Genomic DNA, 18,078 nt, shown 5'->3' on the forward strand with positions numbered 1-18,078 from the left:
GCGGCAGCCCGGGAGGACTCCGGCCGGTCCCTCTCGGGCAGCGTGGCGGGCGGGGACGGCGCCGGCGCGGTGCCGGCCGCGGCCTCCTCGCGCACCTGGGTGTCCGGCGGCGCGGTGCCGGGCACCGGGGCGGGGGAGAGGGTGCTGCCGGGATAGACCGCGGGGATGTAGAGCGTGAACCGCGAGCCCACGCCCTCCGTGCTCTCCACGTCGATACGGCCACCGAGCAGCCCGGCGATCTCGCGGCTGATGGACAGCCCGAGGCCGGTTCCGCCGTACCGGCGGCTGGTGGTGCCGTCGGACTGCTGGAACGCCTCGAAGATGACCGAAAGCTTCTCCGGCGGGATGCCGGTTCCGGTGTCCTTCACGGAGAAGGCGACGACGGATTCGGCGTCCCGCAGCGTCGGTTCGCTGAACCTCTCGCCCGAGACGAGGTCCACCCGCAGCTCCACCCCTCCGGAGGAGGTGAACTTCACCGCGTTGGACAGCAGATTGCGCAGCACCTGCTGGATGCGCTGCTCGTCGGAGTACAGCTCGCGCGGCACGTTCTCGCCCACGCCGATGTCGAAGGCCAGCCCACGGTCGACGGTCACAGGCCGGAATGTGGCGTGCACATAGTCCAGCAGCTTCGTCAGCGGCAGCTTCTTGGGCCGCACATCCATCCGACCGGCTTCGACCTTCGACAGATCGAGGATGTCGTTGATCAGCTGGAGCAGGTCCGAACCCGAACGGTAGATCGTGGTCGCGAAGTCCACCTCCTGTTCGGAGAGCCGTCCGTCGGGGTTGTCAGCGAGCAGCCGCGCCAGGATCAGCAGCGAGTTCAGCGGCGTACGCAGCTCGTGCGACATGTTCGCCAGGAACTCCGACTTGTACTGCGAGGAGCTGGCCAGCAAGGCGGCCTTCTCCTCCAGCTCGGCGTTGGTGCGCTGCAGCTCGTCCGAGCGCTGGCGCAGCTCCGAGGTGAGCCGCTGGGACTCCGAGAGCAGTACCTCCGTACGGGCGTTGGCCAGGATGGTGTTGATCGAGACACCGATGGTGTGCACGAACTGGTCGATGAACGTCAGATAGACGTCGTTGAACTTGCTGAACGACGCCACCTCGATGACGCCGAGCGCCCTGTCCTCGAACAGGATCGGCAGGATCAGGATGTGTGCCGCTGGTGCGGAGCCGAGCCCGGATTCCACCTGGACGTAGTCGGCGGGGGCGTCCTCGATGAGGATGCGCTTCTTCTCGGCGACCGCCTGGGTCAGCAGACCGTGTACCGGGGAGTCGGTATGCGCTCCGGTGTCCTCGCGTCCGCTGGTGCCGTAGCCCGCGATGAACTCCAGCTCCTCGCCCGGCTTCCCGCCGTCGGCCACCAGGAAGAACGCGCCGGCCTGCGCGTTCACCAGCGGTGTCAGCTCGCGCAGAATCAGGTCGGCGACCTCCACCAGATCGCGCTGGCCCTGCATCAGTCCGGCGATGCGGGTCAGGTTCGACTCCAGCCAGTCCTTGGTGCGGGTGGTCTCGCGCAGATTGGCCACCATCACATTGATGTTGTCCTTCAGCTCGGCGACCTCGCCGCGCGCGTCCACCTGGATGGAGCGGGACATGTCGCCCTGGGTGACGGCGCTGGCGACCTCGGCGATTGCGCGGACCTGTGTGGTCAGATTCAGGGCGAGTTCGTTGACGCTGGTGGTCAGGCCCTTCCAGGTGCCGAACACGCCCTCGACCCGGGCCTGTCCGCCCAGCTGCCCCTCGCTGCCCACCTCGCGGGCGACCCGGGTGACCTCCGAGGAGAAGGAGGACAGGGTGTCGACCATGGTGTTGAGGGTGGTCTTCAGCTCCAGGAACTCGCCGCGTGCGTCCACGTCGATCTTCTTGGAGAGGTCGCCGTTGGCGACGGCGGTGGCGACCTGCGCGATGTTGCGGACCTGCGAAGTGAGGTTCATCGTCATGAAGTTGACGTTGTCCGTGAGGTCCTTCCACAGCCCCGACACTCCGTGCACCTCGGCCCGGCGCCCGCCGAGATTGCCCTCGGTGCCCACCTCGCGGGCCACGCGGGTGACCTCGTCGGAGAAGGCCCGAAGCTGACGGACCATGGTGTTGACGGTCTCCTTCAGCTCCAGGATCTCGCCGCGTGCGTCGACCTCGATCTTCTTGGAGAGGTCGCCGTTGGCGACGGCCGTGGTCACCTGCGCGATGCTGCGCACCTGTGAGGTCAGGTTCAGCGCCATGGAGTTGACGCTGTCGGTGAGGTCCTTCCACACCCCCGATACGCCGCGGACCTGTGCTTGTCCGCCGAGGTTGCCTTCGGTGCCGACTTCGCGGGCGACGCGGGTGACCTCGTCGGCGAAGTCGGAGAGCTGGTCGACCATCGTGTTGAGCGTGGTCTTCAGCTGAAGGATCTCGCCCTTCGCGTCGACGTCGATCTTCTTGGAGAGGTCCCCTTCGGCCACGGCGGTGGCGACCTGCGCGATGCTGCGTACCTGTGAGGTCAGGTTGGAGGCCATGAGGTTGACGTTGTCGGTCAGATCCCGCCACACGCCGGATACGCCGCGGACCTGGGCTTGTCCGCCGAGGTTGCCTTCGGTGCCGACTTCGCGGGCGACGCGGGTGACCTCGTCGGCGAACGCGGAGAGCTGGTCGACCGTCGCGTTCACCGCGCTCATCAGCTGAAGGATCTCGCCCTTCGCCTCGACAGTGATCTTCTGGCTGAGATCGCCCTGTGCGACAGCCGTGGAGACCTGCGCGATGTTGCGGACCTGTGAGGTCAGGTTGGAGGCCATGAGGTTGACGTTGTCGGTCAGATCCCGCCACACGCCCGACAGCCCCCGCACCTCCGCCTGTCCGCCGAGGTTGCCTTCGGTGCCCACCTCACGGGCGACGCGGGTGACCTCGTCGGCGAATGCGGAGAGCTGGTCGACCATCGTGTTGACGGTCAGCTTCAGCTGCAGCAGCTCGCCCGAGGTCTCGACCATGACCTTCTGCGTCAGATCCCCCTTGGCGACCGCGGTCGTCACACCGGCGATGTCCCGCACCTGACCGGTGAGCCGTTCCGCCATGGTGTTGATGGCCTCGGTCACCCGCCGCCAGTCACCGGAGAGCTCCCCCACGTCGGCGCGTCCGCTGAGGTCGCCCTCGGTGCCGATCTCCCGGGCCACCCGGGTGACTTCCCCGGTGAACATGGAGAGCTGGTCCACCAGGCGGTTCATCCCGGAGTCCAGACGCCCGAGGTCGCCGTTGCGCCACTGCGCGGACCCGGAGGGCTCCATGTGGTGCGCCAGGTTGCCGTCGGCGATCGATTCCAGTACGTGGGTCGCCCTGGTCACCGGGGAGGCGAGGGAGTCGATCAGCTGGTTCGCCTCTTCGACGCTGGTGTTCCAGGCTCCCGGACCCGGGCTGGCGGTGACCCGCTCGTCCAGCCGGCCGTTCTTGGCCACCTCGCGGCGGACCCGCTTCAGCTCGGAGGCCAGATGCTCGTTACGGGCGGCGATCTGGTTGAACGCCCCGGCGATCTCGCCGAGCAGGCCTTCGGCGTCGACCCCCGCGCGGGCCGAGAAGTCCCCATCGCACAGCGACCTCATTGCTCCCAGCAGCGGGCGGAGGTCCCGCTCCCGCACACAGTGGCCCTGAGGGTCCATGGGGTCCTCCATGGCATCCCATCCTCGGCGTCCGGTATATACACTCTTATCCTAATATAGGTGGCTCAGTGTTGATCAGCCGAGGTCTGAGCCGAGGTCTGAGCCGAGATCCCGGCCGAGGTCAGAGGTGATCCGAGTCAGGAGAGGCTTGTGCGACTACCGTCCGCCGACCTGAGCGATCCCGCGTCGCGGAGGGCCCTGCCCGCAAGTCAGCTCGCGCCGTCCGCAGCGCGCGCCCTCGTACGCGCGGAGATCGAGAAGCACGCCCGCTCCGGCGCCACGCCGCGGCAGGTGACCCGGCGGCTGACCGAGGACGCGATGCTCCTCGTCAGCGAGCTGGTCACCAACGCACTCGTACATGCCGGAACCCGGATCGAGGTCGCCTGCGACGTGGAGACCCGGCGCAGGAAGCCGCAGGACGCCGCCCCGGAGGAGACCGGGGCGGCCGGGGAGGGCCACCCGGCGGAGCTCGTAGCCGTGCTGGTCGAGGTGGCCGACGCGCAGCCCACGGGACGCGTCGCCGGTGACTCCTCGGGCGAACGCACCGAGGGCCGCGGCCTCGGCCTCCAGATGGTCGGATCACTGGCCGAGTCCTGGGGCGTGGCCTACCGGCACACCGAGAAGGTCGTCTGGTTCCGTATCGCCGTCTCGGAGCTGGAGCCCGAGCCCTCGGGCACGCTCAGTGAGGCCATGCAACGCGAGCTGGTCGCCGCGGAGATCTACTCCGCCTCCCGGGAGGCCGACCGGCGCCGTGCGGCCGAGTGGACCGACTCGGGCGGTTCCTTTCTGGCCGAGGTCAGCGAGCTGCTGGCCGGTCAGCTGGACGAGGACATGGTCGCCGCGCTCGCCGGACAGCTGCTGGTGCCACGGCTGGCCGACTGGTGCGCCGTCTGGCTGACCACGGAGAGCGGCGGGATGCGGCTGGCCCGCGTCTGGCACTCCGACGAGCGGAAGGTCGAGGCGCTGCGCCTCGCCCTGGAGCCCGATCCGCCGGGGCCGAACCTGCGGACCGTTGGTATCCCCTGGCCCTGGCCCGGACACGCCGAGGGCTCCGGGCGCAGCGGCTCGGCGCTGGCGTTCTCCCTGGTCGCGGGCGGCACCTGTCTGGGCTCGCTGGTGATCGGCAGATCCGGCCCCACGGAGATGACGGCCTCCGTCGCCCGTACGGCGGAGGACGCCGCGCGCCGGGTGGCGCAGGCAGTCTTCACCGCCCGCCAGTACACCCGTCAGACCACCATCAGCCGCGCGCTGCAGCGCAGGCAGCTGCCTCCGGCGCTCGCCGCCCTCCCGGGCGTGGAGACGGCCATCGTCTACGAACCGCACGCCATGGGCCAGACCGTCGGCGGTGACTTCTACGACCTCTTCGCCCTGGGCCGCAACCGCTGGGCCTTCCTGCTCGGCGACGTCCAGGGCAAGGACCCCGAGGCGATGTCCGTCACGGGGCTCACCCGCCACCTGGTGCGGCTGCTCGCCCGGGAGGGCCACGGGGTCGACTCCGTGCTGGGCAAGCTCAACGCCGCCCTGGCCGAGGAGAGCGCCGAGGCCGTGGCCGTTGGCGGCGAGACGGCCCAGCCGCGCTTTCTGAGCCTGGTCTACGGAGAGGTGGAGCCGGACGAGGAGGCGGGCGGAGCGCGCTGCACCGTGGCCAGCGCCGGCCACCCGCCTCCGCTGAAGCTGTCCATGGACGGCCGGGTGGAGCCGGTGGTGGAGTCACAGCTGCTGCTCGGTATCGACGAATCCGCCGACTTCGAGGCGTACCCGTTCGAGCTGGCGCCGGGGCAGTCGCTGCTGTGCGTGACCGACGGGGTGACGGAACGCCGCAACGGATCGCGGCAGTTGGACGACGACGACGGCCTGGCGAAGATCTTCGCGGGCTGCACCGGCCTCGGCGCCAAAGCAGTGGCGGAACGGGTACGTCAGGCCACGCACGACTTCGGTACGGAGCCGCTCGAGGACGATGTGGCCATCCTCGTCCTGCACGCTGTGGCCCGCTGAACGGCTGCCCGGCGGCTGCTGGTCACCGGCGGCGTGGTAGCGGACTGTGGCTGATCGCGCACGCTTCATGGTTCCCCGCGCGGCTCGGTCTGGGTAGGCTCCGCCGGGAACAGCCGTCGAGGGGGAGACACGGAGAGCTATGCGGCGTCAGCGGCGGTGGGCATGTGCGGCAGGGGCTATGGCGCTGGTCGGGCTCGTGGCGGTCGGCTGCTCTCCCGGAGACTCGTCGTCCTCGCCGTCGCAGGACAAGCCGTCCGCCTCCGGCCCGGCCGATGACGGCAAAGACGGCAGCAAAGACGACAGCAAAGCAGCCGGTGAGAAGGGCCTGCCCGGCGTACCGACGGCGGCGACGGCCCAACACCGGCTCGCCGGGCTGAAGGTGGCGGCGCATGGGTCGATGTCCGGCTACAGCAGGGAGCGGTTCCCGCACTGGAGCGCGCAGGGCAACAGCTGCGACACCCGCGAGAAGGTCCTCGCCCGCGCCGGCACCGATGTCGAACGGGACGCGGAATGCCGGGCCGTCTCCGGCCACTGGACCAGCCTCTACGACGGCAAGGAAGTCACCGACGCCTCCGAACTGGACATCGACCACATGGTCCCGCTCGCCAACGCCTGGCGCTCCGGAGCCGACGCCTGGACGCAGCACAAGCGCGAGGCGTTCGCCAACGACCTGACCCGCCCTCAACTCCTCGCGGTGACCGCTTCCACGAACCGGACCAAGGGCGACCAGGGGCCCGAGGAGTGGCAGCCCCCGGCCAAGAGCTCCTGGTGCACCTACTCCCGCGCGTGGATCGCCGTGAAGACCACCTACCGTCTGACGGTCACCAGCGACGAGAAGCGCAAGCTCGACGACATGCTGGAGACCTGCCACCGATGACCGGGCGCGGGACCGGCCGCGGGCCGCAGGAGCCGGAAAGGTACGAGGACCAGCTGCGGGCGGGCCCCGGCGGCATCATGACCGACGAGGTCGGCGTCATCACCGGCGACGTGACCGTCGTGACCCGCTCCGCTCCGGACGGGCGAGCCGCGATCGACGTCCAGTACACCGGCGCCGAGGAGTGGTACACCCTCACCGGCAGCCCGGCACCGATCCCACCCGGCGGCCTGGCAGTCCTCCACGCCCGGGTGCTCGACCTGCTGCGGCGCGGCGGCTGCGCCCAGGCCCCCGGCTGAGGCACCTGCACCGCAAAACCAGCCGGAAAACGCCGGCATGCGCACAGTCATACGTTCCGGTGAAGAGTTCGCCGTGCCAACTGAACCGCTGGTCGGCCGGGTAGCCAGGGTGCGCTGTCAGCGCAACAGGAGAAAGCCGAATTCCGACGAAGTATTCCGAAGATGTATTCCGAGAACGAGAGCCGCAGAACACGCGTCACGCGCGTAGGAACATGCGTGTCGGAGAACAGCCGGGAGATTGTGTGAGCGCAGTCGATAATCCGTCCGCGTCTCTCTACGAGGAAGCAGGAGCCGATTTTTTCGCCGGATGGATGGATTCGCGGCTCACCATGAGTTGCGCACTCTGGGGCCCCGGAAGCAACCCGGCTCCCGACCTGGAGACCGCGCAGCACCGGAAGCTGTGCGCATTCGCCGACCTCGCCGGAGTGCGCCCGGGACACCGGGTCGTCGATCTCGGTTCCGGCTTCGGCGGAATGCTCGACTACCTGGCCAGGGAACGGAAGGTGTCCGCCGCCGTCGGCCTCAACTCCTCGGCCCTGCAGTGCCAGGAGTCGCTCGGACAGGACCTGCCGGCGGTGGACGTGCGGCATGTCGCGTACCAGAACTACACACCGGCCGCCCCCTTCGACGCCGCGCTGAGCATCGAGATGGTCCAGCACCTCGCGGGCCCCGCGGATTTCGCCGCCGGTACCCACATCGACCGGTACCGTGATCTCCTCCGGCGGGTGCGCGAGTGGACCCGCCCGGGAGCCGGGTTCGCGATCGGGGCGACGGTCGTCGTCGGCCCGAAGCGCCGCTCCCACGGCGAGCACGAACGGCTGCTGGCGGAGCTGCAATTGACCGGCCTGCCGCCGCAGCTGGCTGACCTGCTGTACGCCGCAGACGGACTGTGGGAACCGCTGCGTGTGGAGACGCACCGGGACGACTACCTCCGCACCTATGACACATGGATTGAGAGCATCCAGGGCCGGCAGGACGCCGCGCGGGCGCGCTGGGGCAAGGACCTGGTCGACGGAATCCTCGGACTGATCCGCTTCGAGCGCGAGGCGTTCCGTACCGGAGACCTGTCGGCCGTCTTCCTGGCGCTGCGGCGGATCGACAATCCTGTGTGACCCGACCGGAAGGGTCCACGGCCGAAATCGGCCTATTGCAGGGCGGCTTCGAGGTGGGACTGGTGGGCGAGGACGGTGGCGAAGGCGTGGCCGCCGTCGCCGGGGATCTGGTTGCGCATACGGAGGATGGCCACGCCGGCGAGGGCCGCGGTTTCCGGGTCGGGGATCTGCAGCCACAGTTCGTCGGCGACGGCTGCGACCGCCTCGGCCTCCTCGGCGGCGCCCTGATAGTGCCAGCGTTCGGCGACGTCCCGGTACATGCGTATCGCCCCGACAGCGTCACCGGTCAAAGCGGTGACGCGGGCGCGGGCCTCGCGGAAGCGCAGCGCATCCGGGTGGGAGAGGCCCAGCGTGTCCGCGGCGTTCTCGTCGAGCCGGGCGGCGAGCGCGACGGCCTCGTCCATCCGGCCAGCCGCGACGTGCGCTTCGAGCTGGGACATGGCATCGGCCGGAACGTCCGGTGCCCCCGAGACGGGCGCCGGGGCGGGGGAGGGGCGCTTCTTCGGCGGCTTTCCGCGCTGCGCGCCGCCGGCGAGCTCGCCCACCGCCCCGTCGGGCGAGATGACCAGCAGCCATACGGTGCCGTCCGGCTCGGTGGCCTCGGCCCGCACCGGCCGCCCGAGCCCGTGGGCCGCCGCGGCGACGGCGTCGATGGCCGAAGTGCGGGTGGGGTGCTCGGAGGTGGGCAGGAGCGGACCGGAGACAGCCACCTTGCCGCTGTCCCGCACGACAAACGCATACGCCGGCCAGGCCGGCACCTCGCTGGGCTGATAGGTGGACATGAGCTTCCCTGCTTCCCTTCTGATGAGGGGCTTGATCCGGTGAGAGGGTGTGCCCTGCGAAGCTTGGGCAGTCTGCTCCCCCAGACTTCGTCCGGGAGGTGCCCCCAAGGCGCAGGGTGGGCAAGCGCAGCCCGTGCGGGGTACGCGTGACCCGACGGGCCAGCCACTAGCGCACGGTGACTTCGGAGACCCGCCACGGTTTGTCAGTCGCCGACCGGACCAAATGGACATAGGCAACAGCGGTGGTGGGCTTCTGCTTCCAGCCGTCGCGGCCATGCGGAGTGGCCGTGAGGGTCCACTGGCGCCAGGCCACGGTGCCGGTGTCGTCCGGCTTGGCCGCATCCTCGGTCTTGGCGAGCTCGACCGTGGTGTAGGCACGGTGCTGCGACCACTCCTCCCACTGGGCGCCGGGCGCCGAGCGCGGACTGTGCCGGCGGAGTTGACGTGCGTACGACCCGGTCAGCCAACCCGCGTCGGCGGCGCGCACACCGGCGTCCCGGGGACTGCTGTCGACGGCGGTGTCGTACGTCCACATGGCCGTGAGCGCTCCCTTGCCCACCTCGTCGGCGCTCTTCTGGTCGACGTCGCCGGGCTCGGAGACGCCCCCCTTGGGCGTGGCCTTGGAATCGGGCGCTGACGACGAGGGCGATGGCGAAGCCGACCCGGGGGACGCGGGCCGGGGCGAGGCGGCCCGGGGCGACGCGGACCCGTCTCCCCGCTTGAGACCGCTACTGCTGTCGTCACCGCCGATACCGGCCCCGCATCCGGGTACGGCGAACGAGAGCGCGAGGGCCAGTACCGTCGCGGCTGTACGGCGCGCACTCGGGGCTGTCATCCGAACCGCCTCACTTTCTGAGGTCTGCTTGCGTAGTAGCTGTCGTCCAGCTCGCTGATCTTCACCACGTCGCCGGTCTTCGGTGCGTGGATGAACTGACCGCCGCCGATGTAGATGCCGATGTGGTCGTAGCTGCCGTGGAGGTTGAAACCGATCACGTCGCCCGGTCGCATGTCGTCGCGGGAGACGGACTTGCCCTCGGTGACCTGGACCTGGGAGGTGCGGGGCAGCAGCGTCCTGCCGCCGCTCGCGTGGTAGACGGCGGCCTGGACCAGGCTGGAGCAGTCGAAACCGACCGTGTTCGCGCCCTGTGCGAACCCCCTCCCGGGGCCTTCCGGACCGCCGCCGCCCCACGCGTACGGGGTGCCGAGCCATTTCTTGGCGTAGGCCACCACCCGGTCGCCGAACGGGCCGCCTTCCCCGTCAGCCGTACCGCCGGAGTAGGCGGCCATCGACGCGACGATCTTCGCGACGTAGTTCTGCGTCTCCGGGTACGGCGGCAGACCGCCGTACTCCTCGATCGCGCCGGGCCCCGCGTTGTAGGCGGCGAGGATCAGCCGCGTGGGGTCGCCGTCCAGCCCCAGCGCCTTGACCTTGCCCGCCAGCCAGCAGTCGTAGCGGGCCTGGGTCATGATGGCGTCGCCCGGGGTGAACGGGTCGGCGCTGCCGTCCGGTTCGGCGCTGCCGTCCTTGCCGGCCGCGTCCACCCCCCAGGTCTCCCAGGTGCCGGGCATGAACTGGCTCAGTCCCTGGGCCCCGACGGGGCTCTTCGCCTTCGGGTTCCAGCCGGATTCGGCGTCGATCTGCGCGGCGATCATCGGGGCGCTGACCTCTTCGCACTCCTTGCCGGCGCGTTCGACCCACTGTTGGAACTCGGCCGGAACGCGTCCGGCGTCCAGGGTCGTCACGAGTCCCACGGGAGCATCGGCTTCCTCCTCTTCCGCTGCCGCCACGACGGACAGGCCGACCAGCAGGGCGAGCAGGACGGCGATGACACCGCCCGCCAACCGCACTGTGGTCGTGGGCATCCGCACCCCCCTCTTGAACCGGCCTCTTGAACCGGTTCGCTCGAAAGTCCGTATGTGGGTCCGCAGCTGGAAATCAGCAGCCGGATCAGTACTTGGGACTACTTGGCAACGTATGAACGCAAATCGCGGCGTCGAGTACGTCGACGAAGGGAGAAGCCATGGCCGGGGATGTGCCGGTTTCCAACCCCTGGCTGTCTCCAGCCCCTCCCTCGGGGGGCAACAACGGGGAGCCGCGGCGATCGGTTCAGGGCGTGTTGACCGCGGCCACCGGGCCGACGGCGCCGCAGGGTGCCGGTGTGCCGTGGCCCGACTACGTGCTGCCCGTCGCCTCGCCGCAGCCGATCACCGGTCAGGGGTGGTGGTGGCTCGGCGTACACGGCGGCGCGGGAGTCACCACGCTGGGGCAGGCCGTGCCCGGCGGTCTGGACGCGGGTCGGGCCTGGCCCACGGCCGGGGAACCGCAGCCGGTCGTGTTCGTCGCGCGCTCCAGCGCGAGCGGGCTCAAGGCGGTGCAGAACGCGGCGCGGCAGTGGGCCTCGCAGCTGGTCACCGGCGTCGAACTGCTCGGTCTGGTCGTCGTCGCCGACGCACCCGGCCGGCGCCCCCGGGCGCTGCGGGACCTGCTCTCCCTCGTCTCCGGCACCGTGCCCCGGCTGTGGGAGATCCCGTGGGTGGAGGAGTGGCGGCTCGGCGAGCCGCCCTCGGCGCATCTCCCCAAGGAATGCGCGCCCTTGGCCCGCGATCTGACCCGACTCACCCGACCCGCGTAAGGGGAAACCGCATGTCCAGTCTGTTGGCGGCCGCCTCGGTCGCCGCACAGAATCTCGGCCACCTCGCCGCCGACCCGGCGCCCAGCGGCCCTCCGGACGTCGGCGGCGGCGCGGCGCCGCCCGGAGCCGACGGCCTGCTGACGGTGCTCAAGTGGGTGGCCTGGACCGTCACGGCGCTGTGCGTCGCGGGCATCTTCGGTGTCGCGGCGCGGATGGCGCTCGACCACTCCCGGGGCGGCGGTCGCGAGCACGCCAAGGGGCTGGGCTATGTGCTGGGCGCCTGCCTGCTCGTCGGCTCGGCCTCCGGCATCGTCGGCGCCCTCGTCTGACTCCGGGGAGGGGGAGGGACATGGCAGAGTCCGACAACCGCGCGGGCACCGACGAGCCGCGCAGCCCGCTGCTGCGGACCGGGTTCGTCCTCGCGGCCGCGTTCATCGGCTTCGTGGCCGTCATCGGAGTGGCGGTCCTCGTCTCCTCCGGTTCGGGCTCCTCCGGCTCCGCCGACCGGGGCGGCTCCACGGCCTCGGCGGCGAAGACGGCGCCGGGGCAGCCGCCGGACGGCGATGGGGGTGAAGGGAAGGCGTCCGGGGCCGACGAGCGCGCGTCCGGCGACGGTGACGACCCGTCCGGCGACGGCGGCTCGTCGTCCTGTCCGCAGCTGGACGAGAGGCAGGACGACGTGCTCACCGCGGCCCCCAAGGGCGTCACGTGGAAGCTGTTCCACACCGTCGCCCTGCCCTCGTCGAAGGCCGCGGGCCCGGCCGTCGTCGAGGAGGACTTGGCCCGCTGCTACGCGCACACCCCGCTCGGCGCGCTGCTGGCGACCAGTCAGATCAGCGTGCGGTATCTGGCCGCCGACGACTGGCAGCAGGTGACCCGTGCACAGACCGTCGGCGCCGGCCGCCAGTCCTACATCGCAGCCCGGACCAAGTCCGAGCGTAAAGCCGACCCGCAGGACCAGGACGGCGCGGGCCAGGGGCAGATCGCCGGGTTCAAGTTCGTCACGTACACCCGCGGCACGGCGGTGATCCAGACCGTGTGGCGGTTCCCCGACGGCCGGATGCAGGCCGCCACCACCACCGCGCTGTGGCGGGACGGGGACTGGCGACTGGAGTATCCGGCCGATCCGGCGGCGCCGACTCCCGTCGATTCGCTGGCCGGATATGTCAAGTGGGGCGGTGTGTGATGGCGGGCTGCGACTTCGGCTGGGTGAGCCCCACCGTCGGCGGGTACTGCGTGGGCGAGGGCGAGGGCACCAGCCCGAAGGACCTCGGCGACAGCGCGTTCGACAACATCGTGGACAGCGCCGCCGACGCTGCGGCCTCCACCGTCAAGGCACTCGGCAGCGCGTGGACGCAGATCGAGAGCCCTGTCCTCAGCTTCGACAGCGGGCCGGTGGCGTTCCTGCGCGGCTCCACGCTGTGGTTCACCTCCTTCACCGCCGTCCTGTGCCTGATTGTCGCCGCCGGGCACATCGCCTGGCAGCGCCGCGGCGAACCCGGCAGACAGGCCGTGCAGGGGCTGCTCAATCTCGTGCTCGTCTCCTCGGCCGGGGTGGCCGCCGTCAACCTGCTGACGGTCGCGGGGGACCGGTTCAGCGTCTGGATCATCGACAGGTCGACCGGCTGCCGGCAGATCAGCCCGGACGGTGAGCCCGTCCAGCAGTGCGTGAAGGAGTTCGACGACCGCGTATCGGCCATGCTCGCGCTGGGGGACACCGATTCGGCGTTCCTGGTGCTGATCATGTCCCTGCTGGTGATCGGCGGCAGCCTGGTGCAGATCGCACTGATGATCGTGCGGGTGGCGATGCTGGTGATCCTCACCGGTACGCTCCCGCTGTCCGCCGCGGCCAGCTCAACCCCCGCCGGGCGGGCCTGGTTCCGCAAGTCGGTCGGCTGGCTGCTGGCGTTCGTCCTCTACAAGCCGACCGCGGCGATCGTCTACGCGGCCGCGTTCTCGATGTCCGGCACGGGCAAACAGGGCGGAGAGGGCAACGAGATCATCTCCATGGTCTCCGGCGTCGTCCTGCTGGTGCTGGCCTGCTTCACACTGCCCGCACTGCTCCGGCTCGCCGCCCCCGCCGTGCAGGCGACGACCTCGGGGCTCGGCCGCAGCGCCAAGTCCGGTACGGGCAGCGGCGGCAAGGCCGTGGCCAGCGGTGCGCAGGCCGTGCCGCAGCTGCGCGGACCGGCCGCCGGCCGCTCGGTCTCCGGGGCGACAGCCGGCGGGGACCGCGCCGAGGCCACCGGCGCGCACAACAGCCCCCGCAGCGCACCCAACAGCCGCCCGCCCGCGCGAGGCGCCGGCGCCGAGCACCCCGGGACCGGCACCGACGGAAGCGCGGGGCACGGAGGGAACGCGGGGCAGCGGCAGTTGACCGGCCTGCGGGACCGCCCCGAGGACGGGCCGCGCCCAGCGGGCCGTGGGGAGGCTACGGACGACGGGCAACCGGCGGACGACGCCGATCGCGCGGACCCGCCCAAAGAGGAGCTGATCCCCTCCACGCTCTCCACGACCCACCAGAGTCACCAGACCCACCAGGCTCCCCGACACCAACACCACGACCAGCGAGGAAAATCCCGTGGCAGCGACTGAAGCTCACAGCCCGCGTACCTACGGCAACTTCCGCAAGCCGCGCGCCTCCGGACTGCGGGGACTGTCCCTGGGCGCGACCCTGCTGCTGTTCGGCGGCCTGATCGCCGTCGTCCTCACCACGCTGATCTCCCTCTGGCTCGCGCTGGCACTGGCCGGAGTCCTGGCGCTGGTCATGGCTCCGCTGGCGGTGCGCGACCGGCACGGCCGTACGCTGATGCAGCGCGGTGCGGTCCGCCTGGCCTGGTGGCGCAGTACGTCCTCCGGCAGCAACCTCTACCGCTCGGGTCCGCTGGGCCGGGCGGGAGGCGGCACCTGCCGACTGCCCGGGCTGGCCGCGCAGTCCACGCTGAGTGAGGCGCGGGACGGCTACGGCCGCCCGTTCGCCATGATCACTGTTCCGGCGACCAACCACCACACCGTCGTCGTCTCCTGCGACGCGGACGGCGCGGCGCTCGTCGACGAACGCCAGGTGGACATCTGGGTGGCCCACTGGGGCCAGTGGCTGTCGGCGCTGGGTACGGAACCCGGCCTCGTCGCCGCGAGCGTCACCGTGGAGACCGCGCCCGATCCCGGCGTCCGGCTCCAGCAGGAGATCGGCGCCAACTCCGCGGACGACGCCCCCGAGCTTGCGCGGGCCATGCTCCGGGACGTGGTCGCCGCCTACCCCAGCGGCTCGGCGCAGATCAGTACCCGGATCGCGCTGACGTTCTCCGGCGCGCCGCGGGCGGGTGCGCCGCGCCGCAACGCCGAGGAGATGGCGGTGCACATCGGCACCCGGCTGCCCGGTCTGACGGCCGGACTGTCCATGACCGGCGCGGGCACGGCCGTACCGATGACGGCCACCGAGCTGGCGGAGGCAGTGCGGGTCGCCTACGACCCGACCGTCGCCCAGCTGGTCGAGGAAGCACGCGCCGCCGGCGGCACCGGGCTGACCTGGGACGAGGCCGGCCCCATCGCGGCGCAGGAGGCATGGGACCACTACCGGCACGACGGCGTGCACAGCATCACCTGGGCCATGACGGAGGCTCCGCAGGGCGAAGTGTTCTCCAACGTACTGACCGGCCTGGTGCAGCCCAACCGCGACATCGCCCGCAAGCGGGTCACCCTCCTCTACCGCCCGCACAGCCGCGCCGAGGGTGCCCGTGTCGTCCAACAGGACTACAAGAACGCCCTGTTCACCGCTCAGCAGTCGCCTCTCGGCCGGGCGAGCGACGACGCGGAGGTGGTCGCGGCCAGGAAGGCGACCGAGGAACAGGCCCAGGGGCACGGGGTGATCCAGTTCGGCCTGCTGATCACCGCGACCGTCGACTCGGCGGCGGATCTGCCCAGGGCGACCGCCGCCGTCGACAACCTCGCTCCCGCCGCCCGCATCGCAGTCCGCCCGGTCTACGGCTCCCAAGCCGCCGCGTTCGCTGCCGCGTTGCCGCTGGGCCTGGTCCTCCCGCTGCACACCGCGTTGCCGCAGACGGTGCGGGACGCCATGTAGCACGTACCCGGCATGGGGGGCTGCGCTTGCCAGCCCTGCGCCTCTGGCGCAGACCTCCCAAGCGCAGCAGGCGGAGAGCAAGACGCGCCCCGTCAGGGGCGCGGGGAACTGCGCGACAAGCCACAACGTACCCGCAGCCCGCAGACGACGAGCAGGGGCACCCCGTACCCGGCACTACGGCACAGGAGAACCAATGGCACCCAAGACAAAAAGGACGCGGGCCCGCAACGCCACTCCCTCATGCGGGCCGCAGGCCACCGCTCGGGGCTGGCCCGGCCGCGGCGGCGGCATGGTCGGCTACGTCGACCCCGCTCCCGAATGGCGCGGCACCTCCGTCCAGGTCTGCGGACTGTGGCCGTTCGGCGCCGGAGCCGGCACCCCCATGGTCGGCGTACCACTGGGCCGCGACCTGGACTCGGGGGCCACGGTGTGCTGCGACCCGGTCAGCTGGTTCATGCGGACCGGCCTGCTGGCCAACCCCTCGATGTTCGTACTCGGCCGCCCAGGCCTGGGCAAGTCCACCGTGGTACGGCGGATGGCGCTGGGACTGTCCGGCTACGGCGTCCACCCGCTCATCTTCGGCGACCTCAAGCCCGACTACGTCGACCTGATCAGGGCGATCGGTGGCCAGGTCATCAGCCTGGGCCGCGGGCGCGGGCACCTCAACGTCCTCGACCCCGGCGAGTCCACCGCTGCGGCGGCCCGGCTCACCGGTGACGCGCGGCGGCAGCTCCTCGCCGGTACCCACAGCCGGCGCCTGCACATGATCTCGGCCCTGCTGACCATCCTGCGGTCCGAGCCGCCCACCGACCGGGAGGAGACGATCCTCGCCGCGGCGCTGGACATCCTCGACGACCGGCACGGTTCCGGCCGTACGCCGGTGCTGGCGGACCTGGTTCAGGTCATCAAGGAGGCGCCGGAGCCGGTACGCGCCGTCGCCCTCGACCGCGGCGACATGACGCGGTACTGGGACATCACCGAGAACCTGGAAGCCTCGCTGACCGCGCTGCTCGGCGACGGCCTGCTGGGCGACTCGTTCGCCCGCCCCACCACGGAGCCGATGAAGCTGGACCGGCCGGTCTGCTTCGACGTCAGCCATATCGACGACAGCGAGACCCTGTTGCAGGCCGCCGCGCTGCTGTCCTGCTGGTCGTACGGCTTCGGCGCGGTGTCGGCGGCGCACGCCCTCGCGGACGCCGGGCTGGAGCCGCAGCGCAACTACTTCCTCGTCATGGACGAGTTGTGGCGGGTGCTGCAGGCGGGCCGGGGTCTTGTCGACCGGGTCAACGCCCTCACCCGCCTGGACCGGCAGCGCGGGGTGGGCCTGGCCATGGTCACCCACACCATCGGCGACCTGCTCGCCCTGCCGACGGAGGAGGACCGCATCAAGGCCAGGGGCTTCGTGGAGCGCGCCGGGATGGTCGTCTGCGCCGGACTGCCGCCGGCCGAGATGCCGCAGCTCGGCCAGGTGGTCGAGTTGACGGAGGTCGAGAAGCGGCTGCTGGTCGACTGGTCGACGCCCCCCGCGTGGGACAGCTCCCGCAACCGCCAGGCCGACCCGCCGGGCCTCGGCAACTTCCTCGTCAAGGTCGGCAGCCGCCCCGGGATTCCGGTCCATGTGGACCTGACGCCGGGTGAGTTGGACGTCAACAACACCAACAAGAGGTGGAACAAGTAGGCAGGCATGGCGGTGAACCATCCCGGCCTCTGCTCCGTAGAGGGGTGCACGGGCCGTGCCCCCACTGCGGCCCTGCCCGAGCCGGGCCTGGCGCGCCACCCCCACTGGCGCCCGGGCCCGGTCCGTCTCGCGGCGGTCCGGTCGCCGCAAGTTGAAGCGTCAGGGAGTTGTTCACATGAGCGAGGACGGAGAGACCCGGCCGCCGGGCGCGCCGCCCGGGCAGTCAGCCCCGTTCGAGGTGATCATCGTCGACGGCGGAACGGCGACCATCGACGGCGAGCCGGTCCCGGTGATCGGCGACCAGCCGCTCGACACCGCGATCCTCGACACACTGCACGGGTACGCGCAGGTCCGTAACGCCGCCGTCAGGGCCGACATCTCCAACCCGGCCACCGGCTACGCGGTCAGCGTCGAGGTCGCCGCTGACGGCTCCAGCCGGCTGGTGGGCAAGGACGCTGGCCCGGCGGAGGGTGCCGCCCAGAAAGCGGGCGGCACCGCGAGCCCCGCCGACGGCACGGGAGATGCCGCGGAGGCGCGGGGCGCGGGGGCGCCGGGCGCCACGTACGGTCCGGCGGCCGGAACCGGCAGACCGCCCACAGACGGTACGGCAGCCGCGAACCCGGCGGCTGCCGGGGGCGGGGGGAGTGCCCCGGCGACCGGCAAGATCGCGCCTGCCGGCGGGGGCGCGGCATCGGCGTACGGTGCGGCGTCCGTGAACGGCGGGGCACCGGCGTACGACGGACCGTCGGCGAACGGTGCGGCATCGGTGAACGGCGGGGCATCGGCGCAGGGCGCGGCACCTACGCACAGCGCGGCACCTGCACAAGGTCCGACACCGACATACGGCCCGGCACCGGCACACGGCTCGGCCTCGGCACACGGCTCGGCCCCGGCACACGGCTCGCCCCCCGCACCCAGCCCGGCACCGGCGCACCCCGCGGCACCCGCAACCCGCCGTGCCGGGGCCGCGGATGGCGGGCCGGTCGGCGGAGGGGCGGCGG

14 protein-coding genes and 1 pseudogene are annotated in these 18,078 nt (G+C 71.3%); 11 read left to right on the top strand and 4 right to left on the bottom strand.

Features of this window, described 5'->3' with window-relative positions:
* Window positions 1-3,623: HAMP domain-containing protein (locus ITI46_RS25685; RefSeq protein WP_247746592.1), on the bottom strand; the 3,623-nt coding region annotated here is incomplete at its 3' end.
* Window positions 3,624-3,773: 150 nt separating this feature from the next.
* On the opposite strand from ITI46_RS25685, the gene ITI46_RS25690 reads away from it, so the two are divergent.
* The 4 genes from ITI46_RS25690 (at window position 3,774) to ITI46_RS25705 (ending at window position 7,903) form a co-directional block, all read left to right on the top strand.
* The gene (locus ITI46_RS25690) at window positions 3,774-5,618 is read left to right on the top strand and encodes a SpoIIE family protein phosphatase (RefSeq protein ID WP_307808324.1); all 1,845 of its coding nucleotides are present in this window, start codon (window positions 3,774-3,776) and stop codon (window positions 5,616-5,618) included.
* A gap of 178 nt (window positions 5,619-5,796) precedes the next feature.
* On the top strand, window positions 5,797-6,495 hold the full coding sequence (locus tag ITI46_RS25695; protein WP_209242262.1) for an HNH endonuclease family protein: 699 nt from the start codon (window positions 5,797-5,799) through the stop codon (window positions 6,493-6,495).
* Entirely contained in the window at window positions 6,492-6,791 is a 300-nt protein-coding gene (locus ITI46_RS25700) for a hypothetical protein (protein ID WP_209242264.1), read from the top strand. Before ITI46_RS25695 ends, ITI46_RS25700 begins: the two co-directional genes overlap by 4 nt.
* Before the next feature lie 212 nt (window positions 6,792-7,003).
* The gene (locus ITI46_RS25705; protein WP_280634828.1) at window positions 7,004-7,903 is read left to right on the top strand and encodes an SAM-dependent methyltransferase; all 900 of its coding nucleotides are present in this window, start codon (window positions 7,004-7,006) and stop codon (window positions 7,901-7,903) included.
* A gap of 32 nt (window positions 7,904-7,935) precedes the next feature.
* Here ITI46_RS25705 and ITI46_RS25710 read toward each other — a convergent pair whose 3' ends face one another.
* The 3 genes from ITI46_RS25710 to ITI46_RS25720 all read right to left on the bottom strand — a co-directional run bounded on the left by ITI46_RS25710 (window position 7,936) and on the right by ITI46_RS25720 (window position 10,548).
* Window positions 7,936-8,685, bottom strand: coding sequence for a hypothetical protein (locus ITI46_RS25710; protein ID WP_209242268.1), 750 nt, complete (start codon window positions 8,683-8,685; stop codon window positions 7,936-7,938).
* Between the two features lie 166 nt (window positions 8,686-8,851).
* On the bottom strand, window positions 8,852-9,520 hold the full coding sequence (locus ITI46_RS25715; protein ID WP_209242270.1) for a hypothetical protein: 669 nt from the start codon (window positions 9,518-9,520) through the stop codon (window positions 8,852-8,854).
* On the bottom strand, window positions 9,517-10,548 hold the full coding sequence (locus ITI46_RS25720; protein ID WP_209242272.1) for a bifunctional lytic transglycosylase/C40 family peptidase: 1,032 nt from the start codon (window positions 10,546-10,548) through the stop codon (window positions 9,517-9,519). The genes ITI46_RS25715 and ITI46_RS25720 overlap by 4 nt, the downstream gene beginning before the upstream one ends.
* Before the next feature lie 251 nt (window positions 10,549-10,799).
* Between ITI46_RS25720 and ITI46_RS25725 the strand changes: the two genes are divergently transcribed.
* The 7 genes and pseudogenes from ITI46_RS25725 to ITI46_RS25755 form a co-directional block, all read left to right on the top strand.
* A complete protein-coding gene (locus tag ITI46_RS25725) occupies window positions 10,800-11,318 on the top strand; it encodes a DUF6668 family protein (RefSeq protein ID WP_209242274.1) in 519 nt (172 codons plus the stop codon).
* An 11-nt stretch (window positions 11,319-11,329) separates the two neighbouring features.
* A complete protein-coding gene (locus ITI46_RS25730; protein WP_209242276.1) occupies window positions 11,330-11,647 on the top strand; it encodes a hypothetical protein in 318 nt (105 codons plus the stop codon).
* 20 nt (window positions 11,648-11,667) lie between these two features.
* Window positions 11,668-12,504, top strand: a complete 837-nt coding sequence (locus tag ITI46_RS25735; RefSeq protein ID WP_209242278.1) for a DUF8175 domain-containg protein — start codon at window positions 11,668-11,670, stop codon at window positions 12,502-12,504.
* Window positions 12,504-13,913, top strand: a complete 1,410-nt coding sequence (locus tag ITI46_RS25740) for a TrbL/VirB6 family protein (protein ID WP_209242280.1) — start codon at window positions 12,504-12,506, stop codon at window positions 13,911-13,913. Before ITI46_RS25735 ends, ITI46_RS25740 begins: the two co-directional genes overlap by 1 nt.
* Window positions 13,900-15,399 (top strand): SCO6880 family protein, encoded by a 1,500-nt coding sequence (locus tag ITI46_RS25745; RefSeq protein ID WP_209242282.1) that lies wholly within the window; start codon window positions 13,900-13,902, stop codon window positions 15,397-15,399. The genes ITI46_RS25740 and ITI46_RS25745 overlap by 14 nt, the downstream gene beginning before the upstream one ends.
* Before the next feature lie 193 nt (window positions 15,400-15,592).
* A complete protein-coding gene (locus ITI46_RS25750; protein WP_209242284.1) occupies window positions 15,593-17,077 on the top strand; it encodes a putative type IV secretion/conjugal transfer ATPase in 1,485 nt (494 codons plus the stop codon).
* A 175-nt stretch (window positions 17,078-17,252) separates the two neighbouring features.
* Window positions 17,253-18,078 (top strand): annotated as a pseudogene (locus ITI46_RS25755) (hypothetical protein); the annotation flags it as partial.

Source organism: Streptomyces oryzae (assembly GCF_017676365.1).
Lineage (GTDB): Bacteria > Actinomycetota > Actinomycetes > Streptomycetales > Streptomycetaceae > Streptomyces > Streptomyces oryzae.

What these genes read in the sequence shown, in the direction of transcription:
- ITI46_RS25720 (WP_209242272.1), bottom strand. Translation starts at nt 10,548, where the DNA reads ATGCCCACGACCACAGTGCGGTTGGCGGGCGGTGTCATCGCCGTCCTG.
- ITI46_RS25700 (WP_209242264.1), top strand. Translation starts at nt 6,492, where the DNA reads ATGACCGGGCGCGGGACCGGCCGCGGGCCGCAGGAGCCGGAAAGGTAC.
- ITI46_RS25695 (WP_209242262.1), top strand. Translation starts at nt 5,797, where the DNA reads ATGGCGCTGGTCGGGCTCGTGGCGGTCGGCTGCTCTCCCGGAGACTCG.
- ITI46_RS25710 (WP_209242268.1), bottom strand. Translation starts at nt 8,685, where the DNA reads ATGTCCACCTATCAGCCCAGCGAGGTGCCGGCCTGGCCGGCGTATGCG.
- ITI46_RS25735 (WP_209242278.1), top strand. Translation starts at nt 11,668, where the DNA reads ATGGCAGAGTCCGACAACCGCGCGGGCACCGACGAGCCGCGCAGCCCG.
- ITI46_RS25705 (WP_280634828.1), top strand. Translation starts at nt 7,004, where the DNA reads ATGCGTGTCGGAGAACAGCCGGGAGATTGTGTGAGCGCAGTCGATAAT.
- ITI46_RS25730 (WP_209242276.1), top strand. Translation starts at nt 11,330, where the DNA reads ATGTCCAGTCTGTTGGCGGCCGCCTCGGTCGCCGCACAGAATCTCGGC.
- ITI46_RS25750 (WP_209242284.1), top strand. Translation starts at nt 15,593, where the DNA reads ATGGCACCCAAGACAAAAAGGACGCGGGCCCGCAACGCCACTCCCTCA.
- ITI46_RS25740 (WP_209242280.1), top strand. Translation starts at nt 12,504, where the DNA reads ATGGCGGGCTGCGACTTCGGCTGGGTGAGCCCCACCGTCGGCGGGTAC.
- ITI46_RS25715 (WP_209242270.1), bottom strand. Translation starts at nt 9,520, where the DNA reads ATGACAGCCCCGAGTGCGCGCCGTACAGCCGCGACGGTACTGGCCCTC.